Origin of the sequence: Methylobacterium sp. 092160098-2 (assembly GCF_028920805.1) — a bacterium.
Classification (GTDB): domain Bacteria; phylum Pseudomonadota; class Alphaproteobacteria; order Rhizobiales; family Beijerinckiaceae; genus Methylobacterium; species Methylobacterium fujisawaense.
In genome coordinates, this window is record NZ_JAQPZJ010000001.1 from 3,453,622 (window position 1) to 3,473,564 (window position 19,943).

Sequence of the window (19,943 nt, forward strand, 5' to 3'; positions counted from 1 at the left end):
TCGATGGATTGAACCGCGGCAGACTGATCTTCGAGCGGTCGCAGTCCATTCATGGCAAGCGGTGTGCCAGAGGGCTTCGATCAATGGGCCATACAAAGCGCGGGTGTTATATTCATACAATAATGCGATCAATAATCACGGCTTAGGTTCGCTGGATCTGTATCCGGGGCCTACCAGATGGGCGGGACGTGGACAAAAAATCGCCAACGCGTGCGCATTCGCGGATCTGCGATTATATGGATTGTATGGAAATCACCCAGGGAATGTTCGAGGTATGGCCGCGGTATGGCTATTGCTAGCCATACAATCACGCATTGATCGCATCATGATCTGGGCCGCCACGCATGACTTCGCCGGAGCGAGACGCACGACCCAACCCGCAGACGGGTGGGGTCGGACTCTGGGTGCCGGATCTGAAGCGGTGGGGTAAGCCTCGTTACCTCGCCATTGCAGAGGCGTTGGCCGATGACATCCGGACCGGGCGTCTGACGGCGGGGACGCGCCTCCCGACCCAGCGCGCACTCGCCGAGGCGCTCGACCTGAACTTCACGACGATTTCGCGCGGCTACGTCGAGGCCCACAAGCGCGGGCTGATCGAGGGGCGCGTCGGCCAGGGGACCTTCGTGATCGATCCGGCGCGTCCGCCCCGTTCGAGCGGTGCGGCGGCAGCGCGTCGGATCGGGCCGGTCGACTTCACCATGAACCTGCCCCCAGAGCCCGACGCGCCGGCCCTGCAAGCCCGCATGCAAGCCGCGTTCGTGGACCTGTCCGGCGATCTCACCAGCCTGCTGCGCTACCAGGGCTTCGGCGGCACCGAGGAGGATAAGGAAGCGGCTCTGCGCTGGCTGAAAGGCCGCGGAATCGTCCCGCCCCGGGAGCGTCTGCTGATCTGCCCCGGTGCGCACAGCGCCCTGTCCAGCATACTGGGTCAGGTCGCCCAGGCGGGCGATACGATCTGCGCGGAGCGGATCACCTATCCGGGCATCCGCGCGCTCGCCGCGCATTTGCGGTTGCGCCTCGTCGATCTGCCCATGGACCGATTCGGGGTCGACCCGGATGCTTTTGCCGCCGCCTGCACCAAAGTCGCACCGAAGGCCATCTACCTGAATCCGTTGCTGCAGAACCCCACCACCGCGACCCTGCCCAGGGCGCGGCGCGAGGCCATTATCGCGGTTGCGCGGCGATACGCCGTCACCATCATCGAGGACGACGCCTACGCGCGCATCTGCCCGACTCCGCCACCGAGTTTTGCGGAGCTTGCTCCGGAGATCACCTACTACGTGGCGGGTCTCGCCAAGTGCCTGGGCGCTGGACTTCGCCTCGCCTTCCTGGTCGCCCCGAGCGCCCGTTCCGCCCTGCCGCTCGGTGGCGCACTCCGAGCCGCGACCGTGATGGCCTCGCCGATCGCGACGGCCTTGGCGACGCGCTGGATCATGGATGGCACGGCGGAGGCCATCGTCCAGTTCGTTCGCGAGGAATCGGCCGCGCGCCAGCGCATCGCGGCCGCGATGCTTCCAGCCGGGACCTATACTGCCGACCCGCATGCCTTCCACGTTTGGATCACGCTGCCGGAGGGCTGGACGCGCTCGGCCTTCGCCAGCCAAGGTCGGTCGGCCGGGCTCGGCGTCATCGGCAGCGACCCGTTTTGCATCGCGGGGACGCCGCCGGAGGCGGTGCGTCTCTGTCTCGGCGGCCCCTCGACCCGGCAGCAGATCACGCACGGATTGGAAGTGCTCGCCCACGCGCTCGAAGGCTCGCCGGCCCTGGCCTCCGCCTATATCTGACCCGTCCGAGCCGCGCACAGGTCGAAGTGACCTGACCGGCCGGCTTTGGGCCGGGCTGATTGAGGGGATCGGCCAGGACCGGAGGAGTCGGACATGCGGCGAGGCCAGAAGACGAGCGCGCAGCAGATGGTGCTGAAGCTGCGCCAGATCGAGGTTCGGACAGTCCCAGGCAAGAGCTTGGTGCCGGCGAGCAAGGAGATGGAGATCTCCGCGTAGAGTGATAACCGCTGGCGCAAGGAGTGAGGCGTCTCAAGAAACCGGCTGCGGCCCTCGTCGAGCGCCGATGGGTGTGCGCCATCGGCTTTCCGGGATCCGGCTTGCTTCGACGTCGCGCTCAGCAAGCATCGCTGGCGCGATCACCCGGACGATGATAGGCTTGCCGAACTTGTTCCGCCCGACGCTGACAGTCCAGCGCACCTGGTCAGGAAATACGGAGTTGATGGTCGATCGAAACTGACCATCATCTTTCGGATAGGCGGCAGGTGATCCAAAAGATCCCCTATTGCCGACATCGGCCCACGAGCGCGATAAAAATCTGGTCGCTGTACTTCGTTCGTATCGATAAACAATCGGCGTCGCGAATAAGATCTAAGAACTGACTTGGTCGTCTCGACTTTCAACCAAGCCTTCGTTCCGGCAGGAAGGCCTGCCGTCCCATTCTCCGGCGTGCGGAACCTTCCGGGCTAGCTTTCCTACTTCCGGCTCGAAACAATGGCGCCAGCCTTCCCGCGGAACGAACGAAGGTACGAAGTCAGGATGACCGAATGCTTTGAAGGAACGGGCTGGCAGTTGAGGGGAGGGGATTGCTGCAGCCTCGCGTCCGGTCAGACGATCAGCCACGGCCCTCGCGCGGCTCCTTTGAGCCCGGTGGTCCCTCAGGCCCATCGGACGATGGTTATTCCTTCGCGGGACGTGCCTTGCCGCCGCCGAACATTAGCAGCTACCCCAGACGAAATGCCGCACTGAAGAGGCTGGGTCTATTGTCCAATCGTTGTAAGAGAACAGTCGCCGGCTGATGAGCAGCGAACGACGATGCTGCCTGATACCTTGGACAAGTGAAAAAATCTTTGGAGCGGGCGATCGGGATCGAACCGACGACATTCAGCTTGGGAAGCTGACACGAATCGCCTGGGGCGCCGCGGCCGCCCTTAACCACAGCCGCACAAACCCCTCTCACGCCAAAGAATTCCGGTGCCCTGCGTAGCCACGCGGGTTGACCCGGCATGCCCGGCCGACGTGGTATCGCAGTGGTATCACATCCACGGTCGGCGGCGGCATGGCGTACGCGAGGGAACGGTCGAAGCTGACGGGCGAGCACGTGAGGCGGGCGGCCGCCCTCGTCGCCGCCGGCAAGGTGCCCGGGCGGGGCATCGACCATGCCGACGTCGGCTGCCCGGGGCTGATCCTCCGGACCACGCCGCTCGCCGTGACCTGGCTGTACAAGTCGAGGGTCTCGACGGTCCGGCTCGGCGCCGGCGACGAGCTGACGCCGGCGGCCGCCCGGGAGGCCGCGACGCGCGCCCGCCTGGCGCTGAGGGACGGGGCGGATCCCCGGCAGGACATCGCCATCCTCGGCCACGCGCTGCGGTCGGGCGCGACGGTCGCCGACGCGATGGACGCGGCCTTCCCCGAGGAGATCGCCGTCCCTACGGACGAGGAGCGCCGGCGCCGCGGCCCCTGGCAGTGGCGGGACCTCGTCGACGAGCACCTGGCGGCGAAGCTCCCGAAGCTCCGGCCGCGGTGGGCGGCGCAGTACGAGCGGCACCTCCGCCGGTCCGCCGACGGCGCGCTGGCGAACCGGCTGGTCTCGCTCGTGACCCTCGATGACCTGGTGGGTGTCCGGGACCGCATCTCCAAGTCGGGGGCGCCCAGCGCGGCCGCGGATACGGTCGAAGCGATTAAGGGCGCGATGGACTGGGCCTGGCAGCACCACGCCCCTCGGGCCGGGCTCGGCCGGGTCGAGTTCCCCTGGTGGCGGGAGCGGCTCAGCATGGACTGGACGTCGACGCCGCGGACGCACACGCCCCGGCTCGACGAGCTCGCCCGGACCCTCGTAATCGCGGAGCGGCACAAGGCGCTGGGCGGCACGGCCAAGGAGGTCTCCCCGGGGATGCTGGCGGCGCTGTGGGCCCTGGTGCTCACGGGCCAGCGCGCCGGGGCCCTGACGGGCACGCTGCGGGCGAACGTTGTCGCATGGGAAGGGCGGCCGGGCTGGCAGATCTGGACCTGGCCGGGCAGCGCCATGAAGGGGAGCCGCCCCCACGGGATCCCGGTCCCGCCCGAGGCCGTCGCCGCCATCGCCCGGCAGGGTGCGGACCCGACGAGCCGGTTCCTGTTTCCGAGCCGGGTGCCCGGCAAGAGCGCGACCCCTGTCGGCATGACCCAATGGTTCGACCGGCTGCGCGGCAAGCCCAAGGCGGGGCGTGACGGGATGGCGGTCCTGCGCCCCGAGGACGACCTCTTGGGAGCCGCAGGAATCCGGCCGTGGACGCCCCACGACGTGCGCCGGACCCTTGGCACCTATCTGGATCTGGAGCGGCTGGGCGGGGCGGGATCCGCCATCCTGGCCCACAAGCCGGCGGCCGCCCGGGGCGAGCAGGCGGAGCGCGAGCTCGCGGAGGCGATCACGCTCCGGCACTACGTCCACAGCCAGCGCCTCGATCTCAAGGCCGAGGGGATGGAGGTCTGGTGCAGGGCGGTCCTCGATGCCTACGAGCAGGCCCGCATGGGCTGAGCTCAGGGATCGCTTAACCCGCCTGTGCTAGGCTCAAGATTCGATCCGGAGATTCAGCCATGAAACGCGCGACCGCCGCCCTTCCCCGATACTAGGAGGACGTGACGCTGCGCGCGCCGGTCTCCTCGCATAGGAGGCCTCGATGGCCACATGGTTCACCGCCGACACGCACTTCGGCCACACCCGGATCGTCGACCCCACCTTCGGGACGCCGCGCGCCCAGTTCGCCTCCATCGAGGCGCACGACGAGGCGCTGATCGCCAACTGGAACGCGGTGGTCGCGCCGGGTGACACGGTCTGGCACTTGGGGGACTTCAGCTACAAGTGCCACCCGCGCCGCGAGCGGGCGATCTTCGACCGGCTGCACGGGGTCAAGCACCTCGTGCGGGGCAACCACGACCGCGACGCGGGCCTGCCGTGGGCCAGCATCCGGGATGTCGGTCAGGTCGTCGTCGAGGGCACTGGGATCTGGCTCTCGCACTACGCGCACAGGACATGGCCGAGGCTGCACCGGGGCGACCTGCACCTCTACGGGCACTCGCACGGGACGCTGCCGGGAGATACCAAGTCCCTGGATGTGGGCGTGGACTGCTGGGAGTACCGGCCGGTGTCGCTCGCCGAGATCCGCGGACGGATGGCGGCGAGCGATACGGTTCCGGTAGGGCTCAGAACTCCGGCGGCGGGTTAGGAAACCGATCACTCCGCCAGCCGGTCGACGAGCGTCCATGCCGCCGGCTGTGATATGCGATCTCCCAGATCGCGTATCCGAGGCGCTCGTCTGAGTGCTCGTAGACGCCGTCCCAGCCGCACCATGCGATCCGTCCTGTGCGTGGGTTCCTGCGCTTGAGCAGGACGCCGCAGCAATAGTCCGGGTCGCGCGGATCCAGGATCTCCCACACCTGCAGGATCTCGTGGGGATCCTTCGGCGTGACATCCAGAGATAGGGGATTTTCCCCGTACTGGATCCGGCGGATTGTGTACGGGCCGCCCGTCCCCTCGGCATCGTCCCGGTATTCGGGAGGCACGATGGCTCGCGCGTGCCTGACGGCAGTGTACCGGAGGGGCGGCGGGTGCAGCGCGGCCGTCTGGGTGCGAGTACGGCCGTGAAACAGGTCGGGGGTGTTTACACAGGGCTCCATCTTACGGTCTCCAACCGGCGCCGGTATTGGCGACATTCAGTGGAGTGAGTGTTGATCGGACTACTACATGAATACTTGTAGAGCCGTCGCCTCGGAGACTGATCCTGTTATACCCGGATCCTCTGAATCCTTCGTTAAGCGGACCTGGGCGCTGGTTTTTGCCCGCGCCCAGGTCCGTGGGTCACCGCAGGGAGTACCGCGTCCGGGGCGCGGCCGCCCACGCCCGCATCGCCGTGATAAGTTCGGGCGTGAACTCGACGGTGGCGGTGTCGCAATACCAGCCGCGGTGATGCAGCCGGGACTCGACGCCGGCGGCGCGGGCGAGCCGGAACGCAGTCGAACGCAAGCAGCCCAGCGCGTCCTGGATCGCGAATACCTCGCGGACCGCACCGACGGGCGGCGGCTCGATCTCGATGGGGAGCATGGCGAACGTGTTGACCGCCTGCTGCAGGCGATCCCTTCGCCGGTCCCCCTGCTCTCGGGCGAAGGCCTGCGCCCGCTCCCGGGACGGCCGGTCCTCGCGGACGTGACGAGCCCGCTCCTCGTCCTCCCACCGCCAGAACGCGGCATCCACGACGTGCTGGATGTACCGACCATGGAAGGCCTCGGCCGCCGGGCCGACGAGCAGGGCCCGGGCGGACCAGGCCTCGCCGTTCCCGCCGTGCGCCACGTACGCCCGCAGCGCGACGCCGGCATCGAGCGGCCCGGCCACCTCGGTCGCCACTTGCCGGGGCAGGAGCCCGAGCCTGATGCCGTTCCGCCACCACACCTCGATGGCGTTCTGGTCGTGGGAGTTCTCCGGCTCCCGCACGAGGGACAGGCGGTCGCCGGCCGCCGGGATCAGGGGCGCGCCCGTCAGCTCGTCGATGCCCGCGTAGTCGTAAAACTGCAGGCCGGCGATGGACGAATCGATCCACGGCTCGCCCCGCCGCAGGGCCTCGATCTCGACGCCGGCGTCGGTGTCGGCGAGGCCCGTCAGATCGGGCAGGAGGTCGGGGGAGACGGCCTGGAACTCAGCGCCCATCGCCGTCCTCCTGGTCCATGCCGTCGATGGCGTGGGCGAGCTCGCGCAGGTGGCTGCCCACCGGCTCGACCGGCCGCCCGAGCTCGGACGTCGACACCGCCTTGCAGGCGCCGCGCACGACTGCCCGGGCCTCGGGTTTGCGCAGCTTCGGCTCGTGCCGGATGCGGCGCCACTCGCCCGGCGCCGGGGGCTGTGGGTTCAGGCTCTGGAACCGAGGATGCCGGCGACGAGCGCGGCCGCGCTCGTCGCCGGCATCGCCCTCTGCCCGGTCGGCGAGGAACTCGATGCGGGCGGGCGGCTCCACGGTGTGAATGTCGCCGCACTCGTCCCGTCGCAGGCCGAGGACGGCCAGGATGGGGGCCGAGATGGGCCGGCGGCCGAGGACCGCGCGGGACACCATGCTCTGAGCACCTCTCGACGAGGGGTGGCCCAACCGCCTCGCGAACTCGGTCTGGCCGCCGACGGCGTCGACGGCCGCGGCCAGCTTGATGCGGGCCTGGCGTTCTGTGAGCCTCATTGGGGTTCTCCTTGTCACCACGGGATGTCGTCGTCGGCGGGATCGATCGCGGGCGGCCGCTTGCTCTCCGTCTGCCTGGGCAGCGGCCGCGCGCGGGGGATGGGCGGCCGCGCCGGGGCCGGACGCTCCGCGGGCTCCGGGGGCTCGGGCGGTCCCTCGTCCGCCGGCGGCGCCTTCCTGAGCGCGCCAAGCCGGCCGGGTCCCGGTGTCGGAGGGCGAAGCGCCGGCGGTGCGACCGGGATGGGCGCGGCGGCGGGAGCTGGTACGCGGCGGATAGGCGGGCGCGGCGCTGGGGCTGCGGGCCGGGGCGCCACCGGGGCGGGCTTCTCCGGAGCGGGCGGGTTCATGGCGTGGACCAGGGCATGCACGCCGTCGCGCATCGCGCGGACGACGTGGCCCTCGATGCCGGCGACGAGGGCATGCATCGGGTCGCTCTCGTCGCCGGCAACGGACGCCAGCGCCGCGGCGCGTGCCTCGATGAGGCGCTGACGCAGCGCGGCGCCGGTCAGGCCATCGAGGCCTTTGAGGAGGTGGTAGCTCACGGGCGGGGCTCCTCGTTGGCGGTCCAGTAGGGCGCGCTGAACCGGACGAGGCCGGCGCGGCGCAGGCGCTGGAGGCTGTCGCTGACGCGGCCGACCGTCTCGCCGATGCGGGGCGCGACGGTCATAGGCAGAGCTCCGAGGCCGCCCATGGCGCGCAACTCGGCCAGCACGGCGGCGTCCCGCGCGGAGGAGGCGGCGCTCACAGGCACCCCCGCACGTAGGCGCGGCCGATGCCGAGGGCTTGCAGGATCCGCGTACCCGGCGGCCGGCGGCCGGAGAGGACATCCGCGAGATAGCCGGGACCAACGCCGTGGCGGCGAGCCCAGCCGGCGGCGGAGCCCTGACGCGCGATGGCGGCGCGGAGCTCGTCGAGCACCGTCTCCGGCGCAACGACCCGGGCGGCTTCCTCGCGCGTGAGGGCCGCGGCGTCGCCCGATTCGTCGGGGTGCCAGCTCACGAGCAGGCCCCCCGCAGGGCGGCGCGGCCGGCGGGATCCGTCGGCAGGCCGATGTAACGGGCGCGGGCGAGGAGCGAAGGCGACGTCACGCCGAGCGCGGCGGCCGCGGCACGGAGTGAGAGCGGCCCCCGGATCGCGCCCTCGACGTCGGCGTCCGTGACGCGCTGGCTCCACACGTGCCGCGCCGTCGCCGGCCGGATACGGACGCCGGCGAACCGCGAGTATTTGCGCGCCGTATTGCGCGACACTCCGAGCCGGCGCGCGACAGCATCGACCCCGATGGTCGACGCAACGACGCCCCTCACGTCCGCGAATTTCAGGCCGCATCCGACCTCGTCCCGCCGCCTCATGACAGTCTCCGAATCCGCGCGCGACAGCCGCGTGCCCCGGTGTTTGAGCACGTTCGTCAAAAGACGGAAGGGTCTGCGAGCGACAAAGTTAATCGGGACGGCTTTGAACACTGTTCAAAGGCCGCGGTATCAACCCTGCATAAGGTACATATGCTTTCTGGCGTCCCCAATATTGACGTTAAGACGAAGAAACTTCTTGCCGGCGTCGGTGCGGGTGCTAGCATTCGTCATGAGCCGAATGCCGGCACGGCGATCAGGGTGAGGACGCGATGCCGTACGAGACGAGGACGACGGAGCGGTGGCAGGGACCGCCGGAGGGGCTGGCGCTGACGTGGAAGCCGGCGCCCCGTGAGCTCCGCGTGTCGGGGGAGCTCAAGGCGCTGTGGACTGCCGAGGCGGCCTCGCAGGACTATGACGACGCGCTCGCCAGCCAGGAGGGGCGGCACCTGCGCACCGTCGGCTACAGCTACGACCGCCTCAGCGGGCTCCCGGTTTTCTGGGAGGGGTCTCACCTCGACCGCGCCGCCGCGCAGGTCCTCGTCAACACGGCCGCGGTCGGCCTGCCAGCGTACCGCGAGAAGCTGGCCCGGCAGCGCGCCGACGCGGCCGAGCGCGAGGCGTTCGAGGCGGCGAACCGGGAGCGCCAGGCGGCCGAGGACCTCGACCTCGCGACCCGCGCCATCGCCGCCGCGCGGGCGTCCCTCGAACGTCACGAGTGGGCGTGGGCCCTGGCCGACGACGTCACCCGGGCCAAGCGCCTGATCCTAATCCAGCCCGCGCAGCTGGAGCGGCGCCTGGCTTGGGCGCTGGAGATGTACGTCGAGCGTGCTCAGGCAAACATCGACCGCGCGATGGCGGCTATGACGGCGATCTACGAGCCCGAGGCCGAGCGGGCTGCCATCGAGGACGTCCGGATCGCGGCGCTGGAGGGCTGCCGGCTCCTGACCGCTCGCGACAGCGACCGGGCCAGCGTCATCAACAGGGCTGGCTGGGGCCGGACCACGTCCGTGAAGGGGCATGTGCTCGCGTCCCACGAGGCCTTCGACACGATCCTCGCGAGCCACGCGCTCCGGGCCCTGCGCACGCACCGGCGCCAGCTGCCGCGGGATCTCGATGTCCGGCTCTTCGGCCTCGACGCCGCGGCGTGGGTCGCCGCATCGGCGGCGTGATTGTGCCTTGCCGGGGCGAGGCGATCATCGAGGCTTCACACACCAAGGAACCCCCAATGCGTTTCCTCGCTCGCCTCGCCGCCATCTTCGCCGCCTTCGCTCTCGCCCCCGTCGCCATGGTCTGGGACGGGGCGCGCTGGATCCGCCGGCTCGTCTCCCGACCCGATCCCGTCCTCCCAACCGCCGCGGCCGCGGAGGACTACCTCGATGCCGCCGCGGCGGCCGCCCCCGCCGCTCCGGTGCCCGAGGGGATCCGCGCCTGTCATCCAGTCGGCATGGCACTCGTCCTCCACGCCCGGCACGTGACCGCGGGCGGGGATCCCGTCGATCTCGCAGGCCTGCCGGCCGACGTCGCGACGTGGCTGCACAGCCTGGCGCCGGACGAGCTCGCCGTGCTGGCCCGGACGATGCCCCATCAGGCTCAGGCCCTCACCGCTGGCACCGGTCGCGTCCCGGGGCTCGCTGGCCCCTACGAGGTGGATATGTCCGCGGCCCTGGGGACGCATCCGCACGAGGATGCGGACGTGTCCGAGCCCGCCTTCTCGCGGCCCTACCGCGGTGCGCCCGGGGACAGCGCCATGCGCGATCTCCTCGCCCACGTCGAGGCGATCAGGGTCCGGCAGGTCCGGGTCGCCTGAGCCGCCCCATCCCCCTGAAATGACGAAGCCCGCCAGGATCACTGGCGGGCTTTTTTGTGGGCGAACGTGCGTACGTCGTCGGCCTACGTGCGTCCCCTGCGGGACGCAAAAGGGCGCACAGGGCAAGCCGCAAGCGAAATCGTCACGCGCGCCGGGCGACCGGGATCCGGGCTTCCGCCTTGTGGGCGCGGATCCGGAGGCCAGCAACCTCCGCCCTGGCGGCGGCAAGCTGACGGGCGAGCTCGGCCTCCCGGGCGCGGCTGGCGAGGAGGGCCTGGCCGAGGCGGTGAACGGCATCCTCCGAGCGTGCCTCGGCCCTATCCCAGGCGGCCTGCTCACGAGCAGCGCGCAGGCCGGCGTCGATGGCCAGGAGGGCGCCGCCCAGGCCGGCCGACACGCCGTCATGGAGGTTGTCTACGTGCCGGGACATGCTGGCCTCCGTCGCTCTGGGAAGCCTATAGATTCAGCTCGCCAGGCCGCCGTCCAGCTGATCGTCACTGCAGGGTTACCGAATCCCTGGGCGCGGATTACCGAGTGACACGTCCGCAGTACTTGTGGACCTGGACGGATGACGTCCCCCGTTACTTACCTGAAGAGGAACGGAAACCCAAGCGGACGCGGCGCATGGATCTGACGGGGGGCAGAAGCCGACATTCCGCTTGGCGCCCATTACTGCCACTCAGCCGAACCGGGCAGCAACCTGAAAGCAGACGTTCTATCGGCAGCTGAGCGATGGCCTGGTTGTCGATGTATCCGACGGTGCATCGCCGTAGGGAGGCTTCGCAGGTGCCTTCACGAATTAAGCTCCGAGGCGCACAATCCCCCGGTGGACCTTTGACGACACCATCGTTGAGGTCAGCCTCGCCCTCGTGCCGTCACCAACGGCCTACGCCCTTTCGTGTCCCAAGCTAAGCTGATTTTGCTCAACTGCCGCGAAAGACCGCTATCGGGATGCGCCAACTCCGCCCGAGATGGCAGACATGGGTCACTGAGACTATGTTAGCTTTTTAGGCTAGAAAGATGCGTTTTATATTAATTATAGTGCTGAATCAGATAATCTGATGGCGCCGATCAAATCAGAATATTTGTCCGCTTCCTCTTCAAAATCTAATTTTCCCCGCAATGGCCGTTGCTTCTCGTTCCTGCGAGGAAAGCTGCGGCCCCGAATGATTTCGGAGGAAACATGCTGGGGTCCCTTGGCGCTCAGGCGCTACGGCATCGCCGTTAGGCCGCACCCATGCAGCCAAACTGGATCGTTCTCTCCCTGACCCTGGCCTACATGGCGGCGATGGGGCTGATCAGTTTCTCTGTGCGACGCCATGCGAGGAGCGCGGGAAGCTTTACCTCCGGCGGCACGCGCTATCCGGCGTTCCTGATCGGCTTTCTGCTGATGTCGGAATTCATCGGGACTGCGACGAGCGTCGGTACCACACAGACGGCCTACAGAGTCGGCGTGTCGGCAGCCTGGAACGTCCTCGCCCTCGCCGTCGGATTCGTTCTTTACGCCATCCTGCTCGCGCCCCGCTTCAAGGAACTCGGCGAGAATACGATCTCCGGGGCGTTGAATAAGGCCTACGGTCGTCCGACCAAGCTCGCGACCTCAATCATCATGATCTTCGCTCTTCAGATCGTCGCAGTCTCGACCTATGCGGGCGGCGGTACGATCCTGGCAGGCCTCCTTAACGTCGATCGGACCAGTGCCATCGTCATCACGGGTATCGTCGCGACGCTCTATGTCAGTGTCGGGGGGATGCGCTCGGTCATCTACACGAATGTCCTCCATGCCGTCGTGAAGTATCTTGGCATCCTCGCGGCCGTCGCCTTCGGATTGTCTCAGGTCGGCGGCCTCGCGAACCTGCGGGTCCGCGTGCCCGAAGCGATGTTCGCGGTCGATACGGTCGGCTGGTCGCAGATCTTCGCGTGGATGGTCGCCGGCATCGGCGCGGTCTTCTCGACGCAATACGTAATCCAGGCCATCAATACCGTGCAGGACGGGCGCACGGCGAGGCAGGCCAGCTTTTATTGTGCCTTCCTGCTCGTGCCGTTCGGCATCGGCGCCGCCCTGGTCGGTGTCTGCGCGGCGGCGCTGCTGCCGGGAATCCCCGCGATCCAGGCTTTGCCGGGCCTGATCGCCCGGATGGACGATCTACTGGCCGCCATCGTGGTGGCGGGATTGGCGGGGTCCCTGTTCGGCACGATCTCGGCCCTCAGCATCGGCGCCGCCACCCTGCTGTTCAAGGATTTCTATCATCCCCGCCGTCTGAGCGAGGATGGGACATCGTCCCTGCGGTTCGTCCGCAGCATGACGGTGCTCGTGGGTCTGATCCCGATTCCCCTGGCGATCTTCGCGCCGGATATCCTGAAGGTGACCTTCCTCGCGAAATCCCTGCGGGCGACGCTGGCGGTCCTGGTCGTCTTTGCCTTCTACGCTCCGCGCTTCGGCACCCCGCGGGCCGCCGTCGTCAGCATCCTGGTTTCCCTCGTCCTGACGATCGGCTGGTTCCTCGCCGGCGATCCCGGGGGAATCGACAACGCCTATGTGGCCCTCGTCATTCCCCTGGCGGTGATGGGTACCGCCGAACTCCGCAAGAGGACCACGCTCCGGAACGAACCGGTTGCGGCGCCTTGACGGGACGGTGGGCCCGGCGGCGATCTAGCTGCCACCCGCGGACCATGCTAAATAGTGCAGATGTCCGAGGCTCTTGAGATCGCCCATGGCGCCTTCGGCCGCGTCGCGCTCCTCGACATGGACCGCAGCCTCGTCCGTCACGCGCACCCGCATTGCCATGTGCTCCTGAAGGTCGAGGGAGACGACACGCAGTTCCTCGTCGGCGATCAGGTTGTCGCGCTCACCGACGATCAGGCTGTCCTGATCAACGCCTGGGAGACCCACGCCTACCTGCACGATCCCCAGCGGGCCAAGGCGATGATCCTGGCTCTGTACATCGAGCCCGACTGGCTCGGCGCGTTCCGGCGGAATTGGGCTGCGAGCGGGGCGCCCGGTTTCTTCGGACAACCGTCGGGCGCCGTCACACCAACGATTCGCCGGCTCGCCCACGACCTCGCCGCCGAGATGGTCTACGCGCCGCTTTCCTCCCACATCCAGGACGAGTTGCTGTCGAACCTGATGGTCGCCGTGATCGAGCGGTTCACGGCCTGGCGCGAGGAGCCCCTCTCCCTCCGCGCCGCCGCCCGGCGCAACGCTGGCGACTGGCGCATCCGACGCACCATCGCGCGGGTGCGGGCGGAGCCCGGCGCCATGCTGGGCACCGAGGCGCTGGCACGCGAGGCGGGCCTCTCCCGCGCCCAGTTCTACCGCCTGTTCGAGCAATCCACCGGGGCCCCGCCGCATGTCTTCCTGAACGCGATCCGGATCGAGCAGGCCGTCGAGGCCATCGTGAGTAGCGAGGAGCCCATCACCGCGATCGGCATGCGCCTCGGCTTCGCCGCGCCCGCACATTTCTCGCGCTTCTTCCGGGACCACGTCAGCGTACCCCCGAGCATCTTCCGCGGTATCGTCCGGCGGGGCGGGCAGCCCGCTGCCTGACGGCGCCGTCATCAAAGAATGAGACGTTTCGGTAAGTCGCGAGACGCCTCGGCATCGCCGCACCCACACGGAGCCGCCATTCTCCCCGAGATACGGACCCCATCGAGAGGTCCGGCGGAGGAAACGGCTTGGGCATCGTGTCATCGAGCTATGTCGGACGGTCCGTGGAGCGCGTCGAGGACGCCGCCCTGCTCTCCGGGCTCGGCCGCTACATCGACGACCTCGGCACGCGGCCCGGCACGCTGCACGCGGCAATCCTGCGCTCGCCCCACGCCCATGCGGACATCCTTGGCATCGACGTCCAGGTGGCCAAGGCGCTGCCCGGCGTCACCGCCGTGGTCACGGGCCGGGACCTCGACGCCGTCACGACCGGCCTCGTCCCGGCCTTGCGGGCGGCCGTCGATGCCCGCGCCATCGCGGTGGACCGGGTGCGTTATGTCGGCGAGCCCGTCGCCATCGTCGTCGCCCGCGACCGCTACCTCGCGGAGGATGGCTGCGACCTGATCGAGGTGCAGTACCGGGTCCGCCCGGCGGTGGTCGACCCGCTGTCGGCCCTCGCCCCCGACAGCGAGATCCTGCACGAGGGCGTCGGCGCCAATTGCGTCAGCGACCGCCGCTTCCGCTACGGCGACCCCGAGGCGGCCTTCGCGGACAGCCCGCACAGCCTGTCCGTGACCGTGCGCTACCCGCGCAACACCGGCTCGCCGATGGAGACCTACGGCGTCGTCGCCTCCTACGATCCCACCGACGATTCCTACGACGTGCTGGCGAACTTCCAGGGGCCGTTCAGCATCCACGCGGTGGTGGCCCGGGCGCTGAAGGTGCCGGGCAACCGCCTGCGCCTGCGCACGCCCCCCGATTCCGGCGGCAGCTTCGGAGTGAAGCAGGGCGTCGCGCCCTACGCCGTGCTGATCGCCGCCACGGCGCGCCTCGTGGGCCAGCCGGTGAAGTGGATCGAGGACCGGCTGGAGCACCTCTCGGCCTCCGTCTCCGCCACGAACCGGGTCACGACCCTCCGGGCCGCCTTCGACGCGGATGGGCGCGTCACCGCGCTCGACTGGGATCAGGTCGAGGATTGCGGCGCCTACCTGCGGGCGCCCGAACCCGCCACGCTCTACCGGATGCACGGCAACCTCACCGGCGCCTACGCCATCCGCAACGTCGCCGTGCGCAACCGGGTGGTGCTGACCAACAAGACGCCGACCGGCCTCGTGCGCGGCTTCGGCGGGCCGCAGGTGTACTATCCGCTCGAACGGCTGATGCAGCGCATCGCGCTGACGCTAGGCCTCGATCCCTTCGCGGTGATCCGCCGGAATCTGATTCCGGCCGACGCCTTTCCCTATCGCACCGCGACCGGCGCCCTCTACGATTCCGGCGATTACCAGCGCGCCCTCGATGAAGCCGCCCGGGACGGCGGGCTCGATGAGCTGAAGCGGCGGCGGGACGCCGCCCGCGCCGAGAGCCGCCTCTATGGGATCGGCCTCACGGCGGCGGTCGAGCCCAGCGTCTCCAACATGGGCTACATCACCACCGTGCTGACGGCGGAGGAACGCGCCAAGGCCGGGCCCAAGAACGGCGCGCAATCGACCGCCACCATCACCCTCGATCCCGTCGGCTCGGTGACGGTGCAGGTCGCCTCGGTGCCGCAGGGCCAGGGGCACCGGACGGTGCTCGCCCAGGTGGTGGCCGACGTGCTCGGCCTCCCGATGGAGCAGGTCCGGGTCACGGCCGACCTCGACACCGCCAAGGATGCGTGGTCCATCGCCTCGGGGAACTACGCGAGCCGCTTCGCCGCCGCCGTGGCGGGGGTCGCGCACCTCGCCGCCACCCGCCTGCGCGACAGGCTCGCGCGGATCGCGGCGGCGCAGCTGAACCTGCGTCCCGAGGATTTGCTCTTCGCGGGCGGTCGCATCGCCTCGCGATTGAACCCGGATGCGGGCCTGCCCTTCGCGCGGGTGGCCGCCACGAGCCACTGGTCGCCGGGCCTCGTGCCCGAGGATCTCGGCGCGGTGATCCGCGAGACGGTGTTCTGGACACCCCCGGAACTGACGGCGCCGGACGCCGAGGACCACATCAACTCCTCCCTCTGCCACGGCTTCATCTTCGACATCTGCGGCCTGGAGATCGACCCGGTCACCGGCAAGATCATCATCGATCGCTACGTCTCGATGCACGATTGCGGGCGCATCCTGCACCCGGGCATGGTCGAGGGGCAGGTGCGCGGCGGCTTCGCGCAGGCGCTCGGCGCGGCGGTCTTCGAGGAACTCTCCTACGGCGACGATGGCGCCTTCCTGTCCGGAACCTTCGCCGATTACCTGCTGCCCACCGCGACCGAGGTGCCGGATCTACGCATCCTGCACGTCGAGAGTCCGTCGCCCTTCACGCCGCTCGGCGCCAAGGGAGTCGGCGAGGGCAACTGCATGTCGACTCCGGTCTGCCTCGCCAACGCGGTGGCCGACGCCCTCGGGCTTGAGGCCATCGACCTGCCCCTGACCCCCGCCAAGCTCGCTGCCCTCGCGGCGGGCGGGGAGGAACGAGCGCCCCCCGCCGGCCACTCTGCCCCGAAGCCCGCCACGAAGGCGGGCGACCGCACCTTGCGTGGGGAGGGCTCGGCCACCGTCACGGCTCCGCCGGAGACGGTCTGGGCGATGCTCCTCGACCCGGACGTGCTCGCCTCCGTCATCCCCGGTTCGCACGGGGTGCGGAAGCTCTCCGGCACACGGTTCCAGGCCGACGTCACCCTCGGCGTCGGCCCGGTGAAGGGCCGCTACAAGGCCGAGGTCACCCTCAGCGATCTCGATGAGCCCCGGGCGGTGACGCTCACCGGCACGGTGACGGGTGGCCTCGGCAGCGGCGGTGGAACCGGCCGCCTGACCCTGGAGCCCGACGGCGCCGGGGGGACGCGGATCGCCTACGTCTACGAGGCGGCGGTGGGCGGCAAGGTCGCGGCGGTGGGCGGGCGCCTCCTCGACGGGGCCGCGCGGGTGATCATCGGCGGATTCTTCACCGCCCTGGCTCGGCGAGCCGGCGGGTCCGGCGAGCGCAGGCTCCGCCTCCCGGCCGCCCTGCGACGGCTCCTCGCACGCCTGGGAGTGTCCGCATGAAGCCCGCGCCCTTCGCCTATCTGCGCGCGACGTCCCTGGACGACGCCTTGGAAGCCCTGCGCCAGCACGGCCCCGAGGCTCGGATCATCGCGGGCGGCCAGTCCCTGATGCCGATGCTCAACATGCGGCTGACGAAGCCCGCCGTGCTCGTCGACGTGATGCGCATTCCCGCTCTCAAAGAGCCCCGTCTCGACAAGGGGGCTCTCGTCATCCCGGCGGGCGTGCGGCAGGCGATCCTGCTCGACCGGCCGGGGCTCGCCCGGGACCTGCCGCTGCTGGCCGCCGCCCTGCCGTGGGTCGGGCACATCCAGACCCGGGCACGGGGGACGCTGTGCGGCTCCGTCGCCCATGCCGACCCGAGCGCGGAAATCCCCCTCTGCCTCGTGGCGCTGCAGGGCGAGATTCACCTGCGCAGCCGCCGGAAAGTCCGGCGCGTGGCGGCCGAGGACTTCTTCACCGGCATGATGGTCACCGACCGGGCCGACGATGAGATGATCGAGGCCATCGCCTATCCCCTCCGCCGGGAGGGCGCCGGCACCGCCTTCGCCGAGGTGGGGCGTCGGCACGGCGACTACGCCATCGTCGCCTGCGCGGCGGTCGTGGACGGCACCCGGATGCGGCTCGCCGTCGGCGGCGTCGCCGACCGGCCCACCGCCCGTGACTTCCCCCATCTCGCCGGCTCGGCGCTGGACGATGCCCTCAACGCCTTCGCCTGGGACCTCGGCGCGGGGGACGATCTCCACGGCACCGCCCGCTACCGCCGCGACCTCGTGCGGAGTCTCGGCCGCCGGGTGCTGGAGGAAGCGGCCAGGGCCGCAAGAGGCGACACCCATCAGGAGGCCGTGCCATGCCACAGCTAGACGCGAAGGGCCGTCACACGGTGGCCTTCACCCTCAACGGGCGCGAGACCACGGTCGAGGTCGAGACCCGCACCCTGCTGACCGACGCCCTGCGCCACGGGCTCGGGGCCACGGGCACGCATGTCGGATGCGAGCACGGCGTCTGCGGCGCCTGCACGGTGTCCATCGACGGGGTGCCCGCCCGGGCCTGCCTGACGCTGGCCGTGGGGGTCGAGGGTTGCGCCGTGCGGACCGTCGAGGGTCTGGCTCCCGAGCCCGGCCGGCTCGGAGTGCTGCAGGCGGCCTTCCGGCGGCGGCACGCCCTGCAATGCGGCTTCTGCACCGCCGGCATCCTGATGTCGCTCGATGCCTATCTCGTGCTGCGGCCGAACCCGTCGCGCCGGGAGATCACGGAAGTGATCGGCGGCCATCTCTGCCGCTGCACCGGCTACGCGCCGATCATCGAGGCCGCCCTGGAGGCGGCTGCGGAACTCAGGGGCGACATCCCGGCCCCGTCATCCCCGGAGGCCGCCCATGCTTGATCTCGGCACCAGCTTCCTTGCGAGCGTCTCCCGCGATCCCCGCGCCCTGGCCCTCGTCGACGGGGAGACCCGGCTGACCTACACGGAGTGGTTCGCGGTGATCTCCGCGACCGTCGCGGGGCTCGACCGGCTCGGGCTGAAGCCCGGCGACCACCTCGTCACGGTCCTTCAGAACCGGCACGAGGCGGCGACCCTGCACTGGGCCTGCCAGTTCGCGGGTATCGTGATCACGCCGATCAACTGGCGGGCCAAGGCCGAGGAGATCGATTTCGCGATCGAGAACGCGCAAGCCCGCGCCATCGCCTACGAACCGGTCTCGACCGGGAGCCTGCGGGATAGCGCGGCGTCGCAGCGGATCCCGCGCATCGCCGTCGGCACGCCACCCGGCCCCGGCGAGACCGCCTTCGCCGACCTCACCGCCACCGAAGGCCCCCCGGCGACGCCCCGGGTCGACGCGGAAGCGATCTCGCTGATGCTCTACACCTCCGGCACCACCGCCAAGCCCAAGGGGGTGCCACGGCGACACCGGGCGGAGCGGGCGGCGGCGCTCGCCCACGTGGCGCAGAACCTCTACGGGCGTGGCGAGCGGACGCTCGGCGTCATGCCGCTCTACCACACGATGGGCGTGCGCTCGCTCCTTGCCATGTCGCTGATCGGCGGGACCTTCGTCTGCCTGCCGCGCTTCGACGTGGCCGGGGCGCTGCGGCTGATCGCGGCCGAGCGGATCACCAACCTCTACCTCGTGCCGACCCTCTATCACGACCTCGTGCACCACCGGGATTTCCCGGCGACCGACACGACCTCCGTGCGCAAGCTCGGCTTCGCCGGGGCGCCGATGACGGACGGCCTGCTCGCCCGCCTGACCGAGGCGTTCCGGCCGGACCTGTTCGTCAACCATTACGGCTCGTCGGAGGTCTACACCTTCACGATCAACCACGAGGCGGCGGTGAAACCCGGCTCGGCCGGGCGGGCGGGCCTCAACAGCATGGTGCGCGTCGTGCCCATGGGGGGCGACCCGGACCGGACCGCCGCGCCGGGCGAGGAGGGCGAGATCGCCGTCATCGCCAAGGGCGACGAAGCCTTCGAGGGCTACTGGCATCGCCCCGAGGCCGACGCCAAGGCCTTTCGCGACGGCTGGTACTTCACCGGCGACACCGGCTTCGCCGACGCCGATGGCGACCTCTACGTCACCGGCCGGGTCGACGACATGATCATCACCGGGGGCGAGAACGTCTCGCCCGTCGAGATCGAGAGTCGCCTGTCCCTGCATCCGGCCGTGTCCGAGGTCGCCGTCGTGGGCCTGCCCGACGAGCGCTGGGGCCGGATCGTGGCGGCCTTCATCAAGCGGAGCGGCAGCACCGACGAAGCGGCGCTCGACGCCCATTGCCGTGCGGGCGGCCTGCCGAGTCACAAGCTGCCGCGCCGCTACGTCTTCGTGGACGAGATCCCGAAATCGCCGGTCGGCAAGCTGCTGCGCCGTCAGCTCGTGGCCGGCGAGTACGTGCCCGAGGGCGAGGCCGAGCCCCGCGCCGAAGGCCACGAGGCCGCCTGACACCC

Annotated in this window: 19 protein-coding genes, 1 tRNA gene and 1 pseudogene; 12 read left to right on the plus strand and 9 right to left on the minus strand. The window is 69.8% G+C overall.

Going from position 1 to position 19,943, the window contains the following annotated elements:
• The first annotated feature begins 344 nt into the window (after window positions 1-344).
• Window positions 345-1,784: an aminotransferase-like domain-containing protein gene (locus PQI07_RS16215; RefSeq protein WP_179696936.1), complete on the plus strand. Its 1,440-nt coding sequence runs from the start codon at window positions 345-347 to the stop codon at window positions 1,782-1,784.
• A gap of 93 nt (window positions 1,785-1,877) precedes the next feature.
• Window positions 1,878-1,997, plus strand: a pseudogene (locus tag PQI07_RS16220) (IS3 family transposase); the annotation flags it as partial.
• Between the two features lie 855 nt (window positions 1,998-2,852).
• Here the strand turns inward: PQI07_RS16220 and PQI07_RS16225 are convergent.
• Window positions 2,853-2,930 (minus strand) — tRNA-Gly (locus PQI07_RS16225).
• Window positions 2,931-3,060: 130 nt separating this feature from the next.
• Here PQI07_RS16225 and PQI07_RS16230 point away from each other — a divergent pair.
• On the plus strand, window positions 3,061-4,518 hold the full coding sequence (locus tag PQI07_RS16230) for a tyrosine-type recombinase/integrase (RefSeq protein ID WP_274926975.1): 1,458 nt from the start codon (window positions 3,061-3,063) through the stop codon (window positions 4,516-4,518).
• Between the two features lie 142 nt (window positions 4,519-4,660).
• Window positions 4,661-5,206 (plus strand): metallophosphoesterase family protein, encoded by a 546-nt coding sequence (locus PQI07_RS16235; RefSeq protein ID WP_274926976.1) that lies wholly within the window; start codon window positions 4,661-4,663, stop codon window positions 5,204-5,206.
• On the opposite strand, the gene PQI07_RS16240 is transcribed toward PQI07_RS16235, so the two are convergent.
• The 7 genes from PQI07_RS16240 to PQI07_RS16270 all read right to left on the minus strand — a co-directional run bounded on the left by PQI07_RS16240 (window position 5,184) and on the right by PQI07_RS16270 (window position 8,547).
• Window positions 5,184-5,543, minus strand: a complete 360-nt coding sequence (locus tag PQI07_RS16240; protein WP_274926977.1) for a hypothetical protein — start codon at window positions 5,541-5,543, stop codon at window positions 5,184-5,186. The genes PQI07_RS16235 and PQI07_RS16240 overlap by 23 nt on opposite strands.
• A gap of 295 nt (window positions 5,544-5,838) precedes the next feature.
• Window positions 5,839-6,681 (minus strand): HIRAN domain-containing protein, encoded by an 843-nt coding sequence (locus PQI07_RS16245; protein WP_274926978.1) that lies wholly within the window; start codon window positions 6,679-6,681, stop codon window positions 5,839-5,841.
• A complete protein-coding gene (locus tag PQI07_RS16250) occupies window positions 6,671-7,198 on the minus strand; it encodes a hypothetical protein (RefSeq protein WP_274926979.1) in 528 nt (175 codons plus the stop codon). The genes PQI07_RS16245 and PQI07_RS16250 overlap by 11 nt, the downstream gene beginning before the upstream one ends.
• A gap of 14 nt (window positions 7,199-7,212) precedes the next feature.
• On the minus strand, window positions 7,213-7,740 hold the full coding sequence (locus PQI07_RS16255) for a hypothetical protein (RefSeq protein WP_274926980.1): 528 nt from the start codon (window positions 7,738-7,740) through the stop codon (window positions 7,213-7,215).
• Entirely contained in the window at window positions 7,737-7,943 is a 207-nt protein-coding gene (locus tag PQI07_RS16260; protein WP_274926981.1) for a hypothetical protein, read from the minus strand. Before PQI07_RS16260 ends, PQI07_RS16255 begins: the two co-directional genes overlap by 4 nt.
• The gene (locus PQI07_RS16265) at window positions 7,940-8,197 is read right to left on the minus strand and encodes a helix-turn-helix domain-containing protein (protein WP_274926982.1); all 258 of its coding nucleotides are present in this window, start codon (window positions 8,195-8,197) and stop codon (window positions 7,940-7,942) included. The genes PQI07_RS16260 and PQI07_RS16265 overlap by 4 nt, the downstream gene beginning before the upstream one ends.
• The gene (locus tag PQI07_RS16270) at window positions 8,194-8,547 is read right to left on the minus strand and encodes a hypothetical protein (protein WP_274926983.1); all 354 of its coding nucleotides are present in this window, start codon (window positions 8,545-8,547) and stop codon (window positions 8,194-8,196) included. The genes PQI07_RS16265 and PQI07_RS16270 overlap by 4 nt, the downstream gene beginning before the upstream one ends.
• 269 nt (window positions 8,548-8,816) lie before the next feature.
• On the opposite strand from PQI07_RS16270, the gene PQI07_RS16275 reads away from it, so the two are divergent.
• On the plus strand, window positions 8,817-9,716 hold the full coding sequence (locus PQI07_RS16275) for a hypothetical protein (protein ID WP_274926984.1): 900 nt from the start codon (window positions 8,817-8,819) through the stop codon (window positions 9,714-9,716).
• Window positions 9,717-9,772: 56 nt separating this feature from the next.
• A complete protein-coding gene (locus tag PQI07_RS16280; protein ID WP_274926985.1) occupies window positions 9,773-10,354 on the plus strand; it encodes a hypothetical protein in 582 nt (193 codons plus the stop codon).
• A 142-nt stretch (window positions 10,355-10,496) separates the two neighbouring features.
• Here the strand turns inward: PQI07_RS16280 and PQI07_RS16285 are convergent, their stop codons facing one another.
• The gene (locus tag PQI07_RS16285) at window positions 10,497-10,784 is read right to left on the minus strand and encodes a hypothetical protein (protein ID WP_274926986.1); all 288 of its coding nucleotides are present in this window, start codon (window positions 10,782-10,784) and stop codon (window positions 10,497-10,499) included.
• 807 nt (window positions 10,785-11,591) lie between these two features.
• On the opposite strand from PQI07_RS16285, the gene PQI07_RS16290 reads away from it, so the two are divergent.
• From PQI07_RS16290 to PQI07_RS16315, 6 genes are all read left to right on the plus strand, one after another.
• On the plus strand, window positions 11,592-12,983 hold the full coding sequence (locus PQI07_RS16290) for a sodium:solute symporter family protein (RefSeq protein WP_179698149.1): 1,392 nt from the start codon (window positions 11,592-11,594) through the stop codon (window positions 12,981-12,983).
• Between the two features lie 60 nt (window positions 12,984-13,043).
• A complete protein-coding gene (locus PQI07_RS16295; RefSeq protein WP_029357547.1) occupies window positions 13,044-13,901 on the plus strand; it encodes a helix-turn-helix transcriptional regulator in 858 nt (285 codons plus the stop codon).
• A 128-nt stretch (window positions 13,902-14,029) separates the two neighbouring features.
• Window positions 14,030-17,005, plus strand: coding sequence for a xanthine dehydrogenase family protein molybdopterin-binding subunit (locus PQI07_RS16300; RefSeq protein ID WP_274926987.1), 2,976 nt, complete (start codon window positions 14,030-14,032; stop codon window positions 17,003-17,005).
• Entirely contained in the window at window positions 17,002-17,865 is an 864-nt protein-coding gene (locus PQI07_RS16305; protein WP_070999602.1) for an FAD binding domain-containing protein, read from the plus strand. The genes PQI07_RS16300 and PQI07_RS16305 overlap by 4 nt, the downstream gene beginning before the upstream one ends.
• Window positions 17,853-18,386 (plus strand): (2Fe-2S)-binding protein, encoded by a 534-nt coding sequence (locus tag PQI07_RS16310; protein WP_029357551.1) that lies wholly within the window; start codon window positions 17,853-17,855, stop codon window positions 18,384-18,386. The genes PQI07_RS16305 and PQI07_RS16310 overlap by 13 nt, the downstream gene beginning before the upstream one ends.
• The gene (locus tag PQI07_RS16315; RefSeq protein ID WP_274926988.1) at window positions 18,379-19,938 is read left to right on the plus strand and encodes an AMP-binding protein; all 1,560 of its coding nucleotides are present in this window, start codon (window positions 18,379-18,381) and stop codon (window positions 19,936-19,938) included. The genes PQI07_RS16310 and PQI07_RS16315 overlap by 8 nt, the downstream gene beginning before the upstream one ends.
• The last annotated feature ends 5 nt before the right edge of the window (window positions 19,939-19,943 follow it).